Here is a 13,582-nt window from a genome sequence, read left to right as displayed (position 1 = left end):
TTCGCCTCTCTGCCATACCTGAGTGCATGAAAGGCTACGGTGTTTAAATTGACTCGTCAATCAATAACGTTTCGGCGCACTGATTGCGGCATCTCGGATCCTTGTGGCGGCGTAGGCGGGATTGTCTTGCCCCGGCTCAGCACGGCTTCGCGCCAAGTGATGAAACTGACTGCGGCAAGGATTAGCGTCCCGCCAGCAATCACCCAAACGTCGACCCGTTCATGAAAGGCCAGCGTGCCAAGCAATGTTGCCCAGATCAATTGCAAGAACGTGACCGGCTGAGTCACCGCCACTGGGGCCGCTTGCAATGCGAGCGTCATGAAGTAGTGGCCTGCAGTAGCAAAGCTGGCAATTGCGCTGAGCACCAGCAGATCGCGCAAATCTGGTGGTTCCCAGACAGCAATGGCGAAGGGCACCAATGCGATCGTGACCCAGATCGACAAGTGTGCAACGACGGCAGAGGGGCGTATGTCACGCACCATCACTTTGGCCAGCAGATAAGAAACTCCCAATGCCAGTGCTGCACCAAGCATCGCCAGATGGCCCGGCATAACTGTCCGAAAGCCGGGTCTTAGAATGATAAGTACGCCGATAACTGCCACCATGATCGCCGCGATTCTGCGAAAGGCCAGTTTTTCACCCAGAAATATGGCAGCTCCAATCGTGACATAAATCGGCGTCATGTAATTCATCGCTGTCACTTCGGCCAGCGGAATACGCGTCATCGCGAAGAACCATAGCATGACGGCAATGGCGTGAACTCCACCACGAACTCCGAACAGAGTCAGATTGCGACGTGTCAGAGGCGTTCCAAGAATTGCTCCGATGGCCGGCAAGAGAAACACCAGACCCAGCGCATAGCGCAAGAACGCGGCCTGAATGGGATTCATGCTGGTTCCCAGCATCTTGACCAACGCGTTCATTCCCACAAAGCACAGCCCAGCGGCAAACATCCAGAACAAGCCTATGAGCGGGCTTTGCTGAGTATTGGGTGAGTTCATATGGACGGTTGAATACTGATTTTCAACTGGGAACAACCCTTCACATGACAACAAGTTTCGTGGCAATGGCCAGCATCACGACCCCGATCACCACATCAAGGATTTGCCACGCACGCGGTCGAGCAAAAATCGGCGACAGAACCCTGGCCCCATAACCCAGTGTAAAGAAGAAGACGAAACTTGAAGTCATCGCACCAATCGCGAACGCCATACGGTCGACATATTGGGCCGAGATTGATCCGATCAACACGACAGTATCCAGATAAACATGAGGGTTGAGCCAGGTGAATGCCAGAACAGTCAGCAGGGCTGCGCGCAAGCTGGTTCGTTGCCCGTTACCAGTTTCCATCGCAGCACCGCCCTGCCAGGCGGAGCGGAAACTGCGCAGCGCGTACCAAGTCAGAAAAACCGCGCCGCCATAGCGCATCACCGTCTCAAACCACGGTGCGGCCTGCGCCAACGTGCCAAACCCGGCAACACCTGCTGCGATCAGAATGGCGTCTGAAACTGCACACGTCAGGCAGAGCGGAAAGACATGCTCGCGCCGCAGCCCCTGCCGCAGAACAAAGGCGTTCTGAGCGCCAATCGCCAAAATAAGGCTAAAGCCCAAGGCAAAACCTGCGATCATAGATGGGAACATGCGACCTCCTGAAGTTCGACGTTGACTACAGGGCGCGTACAATTTTATCAAATTAATGTTGATAACTTCAGTTAAGTCATACTAATGCTGCTTGACCCTCATCACCTGTCGGCATTGGCCGCGATATTACGACACGGCAGCTTTGAGGCAGCCGCATCCGAGCTATCGGTTACCCCTTCCGCAATTTCGCAGCGTATCAAAGCACTGGAAGATCGGGTTGGCGCCGCTCTGATCCATCGTGGCACACCCTGCACCGGAACGCCTGCGGGCCTGCGAATTGCCCGTCATGCTGAAGATATCGGTTTGCTAGAGGCCAAACTGGCGCGAGAACTGACGCTAGATCAACGCGAGGGCCCGGCAAAGGTGCGCATTGCGCTCCCAGCTGACATTCTGGCGACTTGGTTCATTGGTGCGATGGCTCAGGCAGAAGACATAATGTTCGATCTCGTGATCGACGATCAGGATCACTCGGCCGAATGGCTACGACGCGGCGAAGTCAGCGCGGCAATCACCGTGGGTGGCCAGTCTGTCGCCGGATGTGACGCCATTGCCCTAGGTGCTTTGCGCTATCTGCCCACCGCCAGCCCTGCTTTCATGCAGCGGTGGTTTTCCAAAGGCGTATCCGCGAAAACCTTGTCACATGCCCCCTGTCTGACATTCAGCCGCAAAGATAATCTACAGCAAACATGGATGACTACCCAGACTGGTGGGCGCCTTTCGCCGCCCTCACATTTTCTGCCGTCCTCGAACGGATTTGTAGAGGCGGCAATCGCAGGACTGGGCTGGGGTATGAATCCTGAAAGCCTTGTTCGTGAAGCGATTGAAAACGGTCAACTCTGCGAAGTCATACCAAATGCGCCGTTGGATGTTGAACTGACTTGGCAGATCGGGCGCGTTCTGGCCCCTGCCCTGGCACCGCTAACCAAAGTTGTGCGTCGTGTAGCAGCCCAAAGTTTGGTTGGCCCTGCCCAACCTTATGGCTGCGCCTCGCCAAGCTTTTGAGGAAGCGCAATATGATAGCAGGCATAGGCCGCCCAAAGACTGACAAGAACAATGAATACGATCGCCGATGCAACCTCGTGCATATGCGCAACCGCGGCCAATATGGCGGATAGGGCAACGGCGGCCAGCCTGCATATGGATTTGATCGCCGCAGCGCCCTGAATGCGCTGATCCTTTGGGGCAATATCCAGAAAGTACAACTTACGCGCGCTTGAAATCCCAGTTGTCGCGACCGAGACGATAAACAATGCAATCGCGTGTAAATGCACCTCATGATCAATATGGGCGTAGTGGAAAGCCAGCAATACGATCCCAGTCACTGCGACCATGAGATTACCCGCAACCATCACCGCGCGATGAGATTTCATGTTCACCAATTGCCAAAGCGGTGCTGAAACCAGATAGCCGGACGCCGAAGAGATAATCATGGCCGTCAATCCCTTGGCCGAAGCGTGATGCGCCTCCGCAGCGATGAGCGCAAAAAACGGCACCGATAGCGACACCACAACCAACGGAAGACGCATGACCATATAGCGTCGGAACCATGGCTGTTCGAACATGCTGGCGATACCGGAAATGATGTCGCGCAGGGATCGATGGCCTGTTTTTTTGATCTTTTCACCGCTTGGTTCACCGCGCGTAATCTCGGACATACCCAGAATGCACAGCGCCGAAAACAGGAAGAAAGCAACCGACGCCGCAATCACAGCAGAATGCCGCGAGAATGGCGGATACTCTTTGGTGATCTCATGTATCAGCAAGACCAACCCAATCGCTCCAAGACCACCTGCACCCAATTGCAGATAGCGGATAACCATCCTGGATTTGGATTTCAGATGATCGCCGAACAAATCAGACAGCATCAGGGATTGGCTTTCCTCAATCAAACCGATCATGAAAAAAGCGGCAACGAACGCGATTGCGGTCAACGTAACGCTTCCGGTTGCGGCGATTGCCAGCGCCATGAGCAGGCACCCACCCAAACCCAGTTCAGTCAGCGCAATACCACGTTTCTTGCGTGCCTGTGCTGCGATGGGTTGGGCCAGAAACACATCTGAAATCATGCTGCCAACCATCCGGATTGACACCAACGCCCCGGCAAGGAACATCGGCAGCTCCAACGAGATTGCCAGAAATGGCAGGACAACAGAGGGGCTGCCCAATGTCCACGCGACCTGAGACAGTATGCTCTGGCTGGCTATTACCGGAACATTGCGTCTCGCTGGATCATTGGTTTTTTCGGCCATTTTCCGTGCTCTGAGTTGTCTGCCTGCAGTCGCATTTCAGGGTCTTCAGCCTCACTGATCTGACACGAATTGCAAGTTTCTTTGGGGCCAAGACTTCTGTTGGGCACTCTTTTGCAACAAAAAAACCCGGCCAAACGGGCCGGGTTCAAATCCTTGCGCGATCGATCAGCAGGTCAGAGCTGTGCCATGACCTCGTCCGTCGCTTCGAAATTCGTGGTCACGCGCTGAACGTCGTCGTCGTCTTCCAGCGCATCCACCAGCTTCATTAACTTTTGCATGTCTTCCAGACCCAGTTCGGTCGTGGTGGTAGGTTTCCACACCAGCTTGGTGGATTCGGATTCACCCAACGCCTCTTCCAATGCGTTCGACACATCGTTCAGATCGGTATCAGCGCACCAAATGATGTGACCGTCTTCCGAGCTTTCAACGTCCTCGGCCCCGGCTTCGATGGCCGCTTCAAAAATCGTATCCGCATCACCTGCATCGGCCTGGTAAACAACCTCACCCTTGCGGTCGAACATGAAACCGACCGAGCCGGTCTCGCCCAGATTTCCGCCGTTCTTAGAAAAGGTCGAGCGTACCGTGGATGCGGTACGGTTTCGGTTGTCGGTCATCGTTTCGACGATTACCGCGACGCCATTGGGGCCATAACCCTCGTACCGAATTTCTTCGTATTCATCGCCCTCGCCCGCAACCGATTTCTTGATCGCGCGGTCGATCACGTCTTTGGGGACCGAGTTCGACTTGGCCTCTTTTACCGCAAGACGCAGGCGCGGGTTCTTGTCGGGATCGGGGTCGCCCATTTTGGCAGCGACTGTGATCTCTTTCGACAGCTTGGAAAACAGTTTGGACCGCGCGGCGTCCTGACGTCCCTTGCGGTGCTGGATATTGGCCCATTTGGAATGGCCTGCCATGGTGCGTCCTCGTCATTCGTGATTGCGTGTTTGGCGCTCATATAGACGTTTGCGGGGGCTGGGATCAAGAGATCGACTTGCCCCAAGGCTGGCGCGGGTTATGGTGGCGGCATGACGACGGATCAAATCATTCTTTTTTCCCTTTTTTTCGCCGTGTTTGGAATGCTGCTGTGGGGGCGGTTTCGCTATGACCTCGTGGCCTTCACCGCGCTTATGATCGCAGTCACGTTGGGTGTAGTTCCCGTTGACAGCGCCTTTGCGGGTTTCGGTCATCCGGCCACAATCATTGTCGCGCTCGTGCTGGTGGTTTCTGCCGGTCTGGTGCGCTCGGGTGCTGTGTTCATGATCACGCGGACGCTGGTTGATGCCTCGCGCGGGCTGGGCGCGCATATCGCGCTGATGGGCGGAATCGGCGCAATCTTGTCGGCTTTTATGAACAACGTGGCGGCGCTGGCCTTGCTGATGCCGGTCGACATCCAGACCGCACGAAAGGCTGGGCGCTCGGTCGGTCTCAGCCTGATGCCGCTGAGTTTTGCAACCATCCTTGGTGGCATGGCCACCCTGATCGGTACGCCCCCGAATATCATTATCGCCTCAATCCGGGCCGAAACGCTGGGCGAGCCGTTTCGGATGTTCGACTTTGCCCCTGTGGGTGGCATCGCCGCCATTGCCGGTCTCGCCTTTGTGGCTTTGATTGGCTGGCGCTTGATCCCAAATCGAGGTGTTCAAGAAGAGACTTCGGAAGTGCTGGCGGAATATATCGCAGAACTGACGATCCCACCTGAATCACCGCATATCGGCAAGCGAGTAAGTGAGCTTTATGAAGCTGCCGAGAAATCTGACGTGGCCATTATTGGTCTGATCCGTGACGGCAAGCGCCGCTATGGCCGATCGACCCACGCGACCTTGCACGAAGGTGATGCGCTGGTGTTGGAGGCGCGGCCCGAGGCGCTGGACGAATTCCGCGCCGCGCTCAATCTGGATTTCTCGGACACGCGGAGACAAGAGGTTTTGACCGCCGAAGGCGATGGGCTTGAGGTGATCGAAGTCGTTGTTCCCGAAAGTGCCCGCATCACCGGACGCACTGCGCAGGCGTTAGGGCTTGCGTGGCGACAAAGCACGGTACTGATGGGGATTTCGCGTCAGGGGCGCCGGATCACCCAGCAGGTCCGCAAGACCGAGGTTGAACCTGGGGACATCTTGCTGCTGCTCTGCCCCCGGGATCGCAGCACGGATGTGACTGAATGGCTTGGCTGTCTACCGCTGGCAGAACGCGGGTTGAACGTGACCGCAAATGACAAGGCTTGGCTGGCTATTGGCCTGTTCGCGACAGCTGTGCTTGCCGCCAGCATTGGGTTGATCTACCTACCCATCGCTTTGGGCCTGGTTGTCGTGGCTTATGTGCTGACCAAGATCATGCCGATTGCGGATATCTACAACCACATCGAATGGCCTGTTGTGGTTCTGCTGGGATCGATGATCCCGCTGGGCAGCGCGCTTGAGACTTCGGGTGGAACGGAGCTGATTGCCAACGCGCTTATTCAATTGACGAATGGCTTGCCCGCCTGGGCGATCCTGACGGTACTGATGGTCGTTACAATGACGCTGTCGGATGTGCTCAACAATACAGCCACTGCGATTGTTGCTGCCCCGGTTGGCATTCAAATGGCCCGCACGCTTGAAGTCTCCCCCGACCCGTTTCTGATGACCGTTGCGGTGGCGGCATCCGCTGCTTTCCTTACCCCGATTGGGCACAAGAATAACACTCTGGTCCTGGGTCCCGGCGGATACCGGTTTGGCGATTACTGGCGCATGGGATTGCCACTGGAGGTTCTGATCATCGCGGTCTCAATCCCCTCGATCCTTGTGTTCTGGCCGCTTTGATGGGTAAAGGCAGCGCATGAAACGATTTCTGATCCTGCAACTGCGCCCGGAAACTGATGCGTCGGATGCCGAGTATGCCTCGATTCTGGACAAAACCGGCCTTCAGCCCGCCCAGACCCATCGCATCCGGTTGGATTGCGAAGACTTGCCCGATGCGTTGGATGTGACCCACTACGCAGGTGTCATTGTCGGCGGCGGTCCGGGCTGCGTCAGTGACGACCCGGCCAGCAAATCCGTACTGGATGCCAAGATCGAGGATGCGATCATGGGGCTGATGCCGCAGATCACCGCACAGGATCATCCGTTCATGGGCTGCTGCTATGGCTTGGGCATTCTTGCCGCGCATCTAGGGGGTGACGTCAGCAAACGGCAATATGGCGAGCCAGTTGGTCCGTCTGATTGTCGCCTGACCGAGGATGGCACACAGGATCCTCTGACCGCTGGCCTGCATCCGCAGTTCGAGGCTTTTGTAGGCCATAAAGAGGCCGTACAGACCTTACCAGAAGGCTGCGTGCATCTGGTGGCCTCGGACCCCTGCCCGATTCAGATGATCCGCTGGGGGCAGAATGTCTATGCAACCCAGTTCCACCCCGAGGCGGACGCCAAGGATTTCGAACAGCGCATCCATATCTACAAGGATCACGGCTATTTCCCGCCGGAAGATGCGCAGAATCTGATCGATATGTGCCACGCCGCAGACGTCACGCAACCGGGTGAAATCCTGCGCCGATTTGCCGAACGATACGGGTGACCTAACGGCGCGGTTGCCTGATCCACGACCCCTCGCATAGGCTGGCCCGAACGGCTTTGGGAGGAGTTGTTCTTGGACTTACTTATCAATGTCGGCCTGCCGATTTCGCTGGCCATTATCATGTTGTCACTGGGGATCGGGCTTGAGTCCGCTGATTTCCGCCGCGTTCTGACGCGCGGCTACCCCTTTGCCATTGGTGCGATTAGCCAGGTGATGTTGATCCCATTGGCGGCCTTTCTAACAGTTTCACTGTTCGGACTATCCGCCGAGATCGCTGTCGGCGTCATGCTCCTCAGCTTCTGCCCCGGCGGGGTGACCAGCAACATTCTTACCAAATTCGCAAAGGGGGATGTGGCCCTGTCCGTCAGCCTGACGGCGGTGATTAGCCTGCTGTCAATCGTGACCGTTCCAATACTCGCGGCATGGTCGATCAACCATTTCATGGGAGAGGCCGCGCCCGAAGTCTCAATCAGTGCATTAGCCACAGCGCTATTTCTGATCACCACACTGCCAGTCGCCATCGGCGTCAGCATACGCAGGTTTGCGAGAGAGTTTGCCACTCGAATTGATGGTCCGCTATCGACGCTCGCCTCGGTCTTGTTCGTGCTGATTGTTCTGGCCGCTCTTGCCGGGAACTGGACGTTCTTCATCGAAAATCTCAGTTCTATCGGAGTCGCTCTGATCGGCTTGAACATAGCCCTATTGCTGATCGGCCTAGGGCTGGCCCGCGCGGCAAAACTGACATGGGAAGAGGCCAAGACCATCTCAATCGACACCGGGATTCAGAACTCGGCTATGGGGATTACACTGGCGGCACTGATCACAGGCACGACGACGGGTTTCAGCCCGCTGGCCGTACCTGCCGCCGTTTATGGTATCACCATGTATGTGGTCGTGACCCCTTTTATTCTCTGGTTCCGCAGCCGCTGAAAGGAGATCCGATGACTGAAAACACAGCAGATGCGATTGTCGTTGGCGCTGGCCTTGCCGGTCTGGCAGCTGCAGCGGAACTGGGGGATCGCGGCAAACGCGTGATCGTCGTGGATCAGGAGCCGGAACATTTCCTTGGCGGGCAAGCATTCTGGAGCCTCGGCGGTTTGTTCATGGTCGATACCCCCGAACAACGCCGCATGGGCATCCGCGACAGCCACGATCTGGCCCTGCGTGATTGGATGGGCAGCGCGCAGTTCGACCGGGATGAAGACGCATGGCCGCGTAAATGGGCCCAAGCATATGTTGAATTCGCAGCCGGTGAGATGCGGCCATGGCTACATGAGATGGGCCTACGCTGGTTCCCGGTTGTGGGCTGGGCTGAACGCGGAGGGTCTTATGCCAATGGACATGGCAACTCTGTCCCGCGATTTCACATCACTTGGGGCACCGGGCCGGGCGTGCTCGAACATTTCATCCAACGGGTGCGCGAACATGTCAGCGCAGGGCTGATACAGTTTAAGTTCCGACATCAGGTCAGCCACATCATCATCCAGAACGGCTGCGCCAAAGGTGTGTCCGGAGAGGTTCTGGCTGACGATACCGCCCAGCGCGGCGGCAAGACCAACCGAGACGAAGTGGGTGAGTTCGAGGTCTACGCTCCTTCGGTCATCGTCACGTCAGGCGGCATTGGCGGTAACTTTGAGATGGTGCGCAAGAGCTGGCCGCGTGATCGATTGGGTGAGCCGCCAAAGGATATGGTGGCGGGCGTTCCGTTCCACGTGGATGGCCGGATGATCCCGATCACTGAAAAGGCAGGCGGGCATGTGATCAATGGCGACCGGATGTGGCACTATACGGAAGGTGTCCGCAATTGGGACCCGATTTGGCCCGCACATGGCATTCGTATCCTGCCCGGCCCAAGTTCCATGTGGTTCGATGCGCGCGGCAATCGCCTGCAACCTCCATGTCTGCCGGGCTTCGATACTCTGGGCACCCTGCGCGAAATTCTGAAAACCGGATATGAATACAGCTGGTTCGTGCTGACGCAGAAGGTCATCAAGAAAGAATTCGCGCTGTCAGGCTCGGAACAAAATCCCGATTTCACATCGGGCAGTTGGAAAGAAGTGATCCGTCAGCGCATACTGTCGGGCTCCAAGGCCACCGCTCCGGTCGAGGCATTCAAAGAAAAAGGCGAGGATTTCGTCGTCGCTCGCACGTTGACCGAATTGGTCACAGGAATGAACCAGCTTGGTGGTGGCCTTATTGACGAGGCGAATCTGCGTGCCCAGATCGAGGCGCGGGATTCGCAGGTCGACAACCCGTTCTCGAAGGACGCGCAGATGATGGCGATCCTCGCGGCGCGCAACTATCGGGGCGACAAGTTGATCCGAACCGCCAAGCCCCACAAGTTTCTCGATCCGTCAAACGGGCCGCTGATCGCGGTCAAGCTGCATGTGCTAACCCGCAAAACGCTGGGCGGCTTACAAACCAACCTCGACAGCCAGATGATCGGTGCAAACGGTCAGGTCGTCCCCGGCCTATTTGCAGCCGGAGAGGTCGCAGGTTTCGGCGGCGGCGGTTACCATGGATACAACGCGCTGGAAGGCACATTCCTGGGTGGATGCATCTTCTCGGGCCGCAATGCGGGACGGTCCCGCGCCGTCGCGTAATTACTGGTTGCGCACGAATTTCAGCACCGGCTCGCCCGCAGAGTCAAGCAGCACCAGACTGTCGCCGGCAACGGCATAGTTCGTTACCTTTTGCAGGGCCGCTAGAAACTGGTCTTCGACCTCTTCAAGTTCTGGAGGGCATGCCATCAGGGTCGCGGCCATGTTGTCTGGAAACTCAAGACTATTGCCGCTGATCTCGGCTTGCCCGGAGAACCTGTTGCAGCCGCCTGTGCCACCGAACGCGCCGCCCTGAGCGAATGAGAGCTGAGGTGGGCGTTTTGAGTCAAGGATAGCTCCGTCAATACCGATGGCCGTCCACTCGGTCCCTTCCAGTGTTTCGGTACCCTGCCTGTTCGTTTGCACCAGCAAAAGCTCTGCCGTGTTGCCTTCGCCATTGGTTAGCACAGGGTGGACGCTATCCGTGGTAAACAGCAACTCGTCCCCACCATAGATCGCGCCGCGTACAGCATAGGTCATCCCTTCGCGGATCAGAGCATCATCATAGGTCAGCTCGAAATCTGAGGGCACACCGTTCAACGCATAACGTTGCGCAGCGAGGGTCACAGCAGCGGCATCAGCGCGCGAGATATCCTGCAATTCCACATAAAGTGTCGCATCCGGCGGCAGAGCAATCCGCTCGCGGTAGGTTGCAGTACCGGTGACGGTGCCGGCATGGCTCTGGCTGCCAAGCAGGGCTAATATGATTGCTCCGGCCACAATGGCCTGCCCGAGTTTTGGAAAAGGCATGATCCCATCCTTTCACTTTCGTCTTTAGCGAAAAGATTGTGGCTGGATCAGGTTTTACAAGTGCAACACATTCAAGTCGGCGAATCCGTGCCGGCCTTAGAGGGGCCAGATAAACGGGATCAGCAGCGATGCCAGCAGACCCACAGTCAGGTTCAGCGGCACACCAACCTTCAGAAAATCAGTGAACCTGTACCCGCCCGGGCCATACACCATCATGTTGGTCTGATAGCCGATAGGCGTCGCAAAAGACGCCGAGGCAGCAACCATTACCGCGACAACCAGCGGACGCGGATCGATGCCCACCGCCTGCGCCAGAGAGATCGCGATCGGTGTGACGACCACGGCCACCGCATTGTTCGAAACCAACTCGGTCAGCACCGATGTCAGCAGGTACACCGCCCAGATGATCAGGAAAGGTGGCAACATGCCCAGCCCAGGTGCGACCGCCTCGACGATCAATGTCACCGCTCCGGATTTGTCGAGCGCCGCGCCGATTGCGAGCATCGAGAAAATCAGGGCCAGCAATCGGCCCTCAACGAATGAGAACGCCTCGTCCGCGTCGATGCAGCGGGTCATCAGTACAACAGCAACAGCGATGATTGAAAGCAGCAGGATCGGCGCAACGCCAAGTCCAGCAAGAGCAACAATCCCAACCAGCGCGCCAATCGCAATCGGAGCATGGCTGCGCCTGAATGCCCGCGCCGATGGCTGCGTGACATCAACCATGTCCATATCCGCCGCCAGCTTCTGAATATCGGCAGGTGAGCCTTCCAAAAGGAGCGTATCACCGACCCGCACTGTCAGATCATCCAATTGGCGTCCGATATTCTGGTTTCGGCGATGAACAGCCAAGACATAAACGCCATACCGCCGCCGCAACCGCATAGACCCCAGCGTTCGGCCAACCATTCGGCATCCTGGCGTGATCAGCACCTCAACCGTCTTGGTTTCAACCGCCGAGACCTGATCGACGCGCTTGAGTTCCTTGTTGCTTTGAAGGCTCAGCAACTCGGTCATCTCGGTTCGCAGAACCACCCTGTCGCCCACTTTCAGGCTGACACCCTTCAGGTTTCGGCGCAGCGATTCATCCCCCCGGATCACGTCGATCAGACGCACACCGGGACGTTTGAACAGTTGAACCCCGGTTACTTCCCGGTCGATCAGGTTGCTGTCGGGGGGAATAACAGCCTCGGTAAAGAACTTCATCTTGGAGCGGTCGCTCAGCATTTCAGCCATACTGTCACGTTCGGGCAGCAAGCGAGGCGCAATAAAGCGAAGATAGACCATTCCGTAGATCACCAACGCGATGCCCAGAGGGGTGACTTCGAAGATCGTGAATGCGGTCATGCCTTGCGCCCGCGCCACACCATCGACCAGCAGGTTAGTCGACGTCCCAATCAGCGTCAGCGTGCCGCCAAGAATCGCTGCATAGCTGAGCGGGATCAATAGCTTTGACGCTGAAACGTTCAGTGTTCGGGCGATCTGAATGAAGACCGGGATCATCACAACAACCACCGGCGTGTTAGAGACCACCGCTGATGCAAAGACGACAAAAGCCATCAGCAATCCGATGGCGAACCGGGGGTTCACCTGCGCCTGCTTCTGCGCAACCGAGGTGAAAGCATCAAGCGCCCCGGTCCGAACCAGTGCGCCCATGATAATGAACATCGCGCCAATGGTCCAAGGCGCGGGGTTCGACAAGACCGCAAGCGCACTTTGATAGGGTAGAATACCGGTGGCCAGCATCAGGGCTGCCCCGCCGATGGCAACAACCTCGGTCGGATAAACCTCGCGCAGGAACATAATGAACATGCCTGCGACGATCATCAGCGCCAGTATCGCGCTGCCCGTCTCTGTCAGTTGAAAGAATTGCATTCTTGGTATTCTGTCCGAAACCTAAACTGGCACACGCGCCCGGTGATCAGTTTCACGTATTGCGTTCATCAGGGCAAGCCTGACGTGTTTTTCAGAGCGTTGCCTGCTGCAACCGCCCACCAACCCGCACCATCTGCACAGTTTTTGCACTGCCGTCGCGATCATCGGTTTCAACAAATACGCCGCTTAGCGTCGCTTCGCCATTTGCAGGCGTAAACCGCGCTTTGGGCATCCCAGTGATGAACCGTCGCATGGGTTCTTGCTTGTCCATCCCGATGACCGAGTCATAGTCGCCGCACATCCCGGCATCAGTCAGGTATCCTGTCCCACCCGGCAATACCTGCGCGTCTGCGGTTGGTACATGTGTGTGCGTCCCCACCACAAGGCTGGCGCGTTTGTCACAATAATGGCCCATCGCCATCTTTTCGGATGTCGCCTCGCAATGCATGTCAACGATGATCGCCTGTGCCTGACCGCCGCGCGGATGCGATTTCAGGATCGGTTCGATGGCCGAGAATGGATCGTCAAAGGGCCGTTTCATGAAGACCTGCCCCAGCACTTGAACCACCAGCACCTTGCGCCCACCCGGAGCCGTGAACAGCCGGTGCCCCCGCCCCGGTGCGCCTTTGGCATAGTTCACCGGACGCACGATGCGCGGTTCTTTCTCGATGAACTGCAGCATGTCTTTCTGATCGAACGCATGATCGCCCAGCGTGATGCAATCTGCCCCGGCCTCAAGCAGCAGCTTGGCGTGATCCCCGCTCAGCCCCATCCCATTCGAGGCGTTCTCGCCATTGATCACCACAAAATCCAGCCGCCATTCGTCACGCAGACGCGGCAGATGTTGCTGAATGGCGGCGCGACCCGAGCGCCCCATAACGTCACCAAGAAACAAAATCCTCATGATTGCGGTCCTAA

The 13,582-nt window shown here is 57.1% G+C and carries 12 protein-coding genes; 5 read left to right on the top strand and 7 right to left on the bottom strand.

Annotated elements, in window-relative coordinates; all coding sequences use genetic code 11:
* Window positions 1–56: 56 nt before the first annotated feature.
* The gene (locus ACR0NN_RS14810) at window positions 57–1,001 is read right to left on the bottom strand and encodes a DMT family transporter (RefSeq protein ID WP_170723537.1); all 945 of its coding nucleotides are present in this window, start codon (window positions 999–1,001) and stop codon (window positions 57–59) included.
* Between the two features lie 40 nt (window positions 1,002–1,041).
* Window positions 1,042–1,641: a LysE/ArgO family amino acid transporter gene (locus ACR0NN_RS14805; protein WP_170723538.1), complete on the bottom strand. Its 600-nt coding sequence runs from the start codon at window positions 1,639–1,641 to the stop codon at window positions 1,042–1,044.
* An 84-nt stretch (window positions 1,642–1,725) separates the two neighbouring features.
* Between ACR0NN_RS14805 and ACR0NN_RS14800 the strand changes: the two genes are divergently transcribed.
* A complete protein-coding gene (locus ACR0NN_RS14800) occupies window positions 1,726–2,643 on the top strand; it encodes a LysR family transcriptional regulator ArgP (RefSeq protein ID WP_170723539.1) in 918 nt (305 codons plus the stop codon).
* Here the strand turns inward: ACR0NN_RS14800 and ACR0NN_RS14795 are convergent.
* Together ACR0NN_RS14795 and ACR0NN_RS14790 are read right to left on the bottom strand one after the other, a co-directional pair.
* The gene (locus ACR0NN_RS14795) at window positions 2,616–3,890 is read right to left on the bottom strand and encodes a permease (protein ID WP_170723540.1); all 1,275 of its coding nucleotides are present in this window, start codon (window positions 3,888–3,890) and stop codon (window positions 2,616–2,618) included. The two genes, ACR0NN_RS14800 and ACR0NN_RS14795, sit on opposite strands and share 28 nt — an antisense overlap.
* A gap of 173 nt (window positions 3,891–4,063) precedes the next feature.
* Window positions 4,064–4,804, bottom strand: coding sequence for a YebC/PmpR family DNA-binding transcriptional regulator (locus ACR0NN_RS14790; protein ID WP_170352472.1), 741 nt, complete (start codon window positions 4,802–4,804; stop codon window positions 4,064–4,066).
* Between the two features lie 111 nt (window positions 4,805–4,915).
* Between ACR0NN_RS14790 and ACR0NN_RS14785 the strand changes: the two genes are divergently transcribed.
* The 4 genes from ACR0NN_RS14785 (at window position 4,916) to ACR0NN_RS14770 (ending at window position 10,042) form a co-directional block, all read left to right on the top strand.
* Window positions 4,916–6,688 carry an SLC13 family permease gene (locus tag ACR0NN_RS14785; RefSeq protein WP_170723541.1) on the top strand — a complete coding sequence of 591 codons (1,773 nt, stop codon included), beginning with the start codon at window positions 4,916–4,918 and terminating at the stop codon, window positions 6,686–6,688.
* Between the two features lie 16 nt (window positions 6,689–6,704).
* Window positions 6,705–7,439, top strand: a complete 735-nt coding sequence (locus tag ACR0NN_RS14780) for a glutamine amidotransferase (RefSeq protein WP_170723542.1) — start codon at window positions 6,705–6,707, stop codon at window positions 7,437–7,439.
* Window positions 7,440–7,511: 72 nt separating this feature from the next.
* Window positions 7,512–8,369 carry a bile acid:sodium symporter family protein gene (locus ACR0NN_RS14775; RefSeq protein WP_170723543.1) on the top strand — a complete coding sequence of 286 codons (858 nt, stop codon included), beginning with the start codon at window positions 7,512–7,514 and terminating at the stop codon, window positions 8,367–8,369.
* Window positions 8,370–8,380: 11 nt separating this feature from the next.
* Entirely contained in the window at window positions 8,381–10,042 is a 1,662-nt protein-coding gene (locus ACR0NN_RS14770) for an FAD-binding dehydrogenase (RefSeq protein ID WP_170723544.1), read from the top strand.
* On the opposite strand, the gene ACR0NN_RS14765 is transcribed toward ACR0NN_RS14770, so the two are convergent.
* The 3 genes from ACR0NN_RS14765 to ACR0NN_RS14755 all read right to left on the bottom strand — a co-directional run bounded on the left by ACR0NN_RS14765 (window position 10,043) and on the right by ACR0NN_RS14755 (window position 13,568).
* Window positions 10,043–10,789 (bottom strand): YbaY family lipoprotein, encoded by a 747-nt coding sequence (locus ACR0NN_RS14765; protein ID WP_170723545.1) that lies wholly within the window; start codon window positions 10,787–10,789, stop codon window positions 10,043–10,045.
* A gap of 96 nt (window positions 10,790–10,885) precedes the next feature.
* Complete coding sequence (locus ACR0NN_RS14760; RefSeq protein ID WP_170723546.1) at window positions 10,886–12,664, bottom strand: SLC13 family permease; 1,779 nt, start codon at window positions 12,662–12,664, stop codon at window positions 10,886–10,888.
* Window positions 12,665–12,755: 91 nt separating this feature from the next.
* Window positions 12,756–13,568, bottom strand: coding sequence for a TIGR00282 family metallophosphoesterase (locus ACR0NN_RS14755; RefSeq protein ID WP_170723547.1), 813 nt, complete (start codon window positions 13,566–13,568; stop codon window positions 12,756–12,758).
* Between the last annotated feature and the right edge of the window lie 14 nt (window positions 13,569–13,582).

The organism is Ruegeria sp. BA2, from assembly GCF_056539605.1.
The sequence above is the reverse complement of the archived record's forward strand: the minus strand, read 5'-3'. Positions and strand labels throughout refer to the sequence as shown.

What these genes read in the sequence shown, in the direction of transcription:
- ACR0NN_RS14765 (WP_170723545.1), bottom strand. Translation starts at nt 10,789, where the DNA reads ATGCCTTTTCCAAAACTCGGGCAGGCCATTGTGGCCGGAGCAATCATA.
- ACR0NN_RS14805 (WP_170723538.1), bottom strand. Translation starts at nt 1,641, where the DNA reads ATGTTCCCATCTATGATCGCAGGTTTTGCCTTGGGCTTTAGCCTTATT.
- ACR0NN_RS14810 (WP_170723537.1), bottom strand. Translation starts at nt 1,001, where the DNA reads ATGAACTCACCCAATACTCAGCAAAGCCCGCTCATAGGCTTGTTCTGG.
- ACR0NN_RS14760 (WP_170723546.1), bottom strand. Translation starts at nt 12,664, where the DNA reads ATGCAATTCTTTCAACTGACAGAGACGGGCAGCGCGATACTGGCGCTG.
- ACR0NN_RS14790 (WP_170352472.1), bottom strand. Translation starts at nt 4,804, where the DNA reads ATGGCAGGCCATTCCAAATGGGCCAATATCCAGCACCGCAAGGGACGT.
- ACR0NN_RS14785 (WP_170723541.1), top strand. Translation starts at nt 4,916, where the DNA reads ATGACGACGGATCAAATCATTCTTTTTTCCCTTTTTTTCGCCGTGTTT.
- ACR0NN_RS14780 (WP_170723542.1), top strand. Translation starts at nt 6,705, where the DNA reads ATGAAACGATTTCTGATCCTGCAACTGCGCCCGGAAACTGATGCGTCG.
- ACR0NN_RS14800 (WP_170723539.1), top strand. Translation starts at nt 1,726, where the DNA reads ATGCTGCTTGACCCTCATCACCTGTCGGCATTGGCCGCGATATTACGA.
- ACR0NN_RS14795 (WP_170723540.1), bottom strand. Translation starts at nt 3,890, where the DNA reads ATGGCCGAAAAAACCAATGATCCAGCGAGACGCAATGTTCCGGTAATA.
- ACR0NN_RS14770 (WP_170723544.1), top strand. Translation starts at nt 8,381, where the DNA reads ATGACTGAAAACACAGCAGATGCGATTGTCGTTGGCGCTGGCCTTGCC.
- ACR0NN_RS14755 (WP_170723547.1), bottom strand. Translation starts at nt 13,568, where the DNA reads ATGAGGATTTTGTTTCTTGGTGACGTTATGGGGCGCTCGGGTCGCGCC.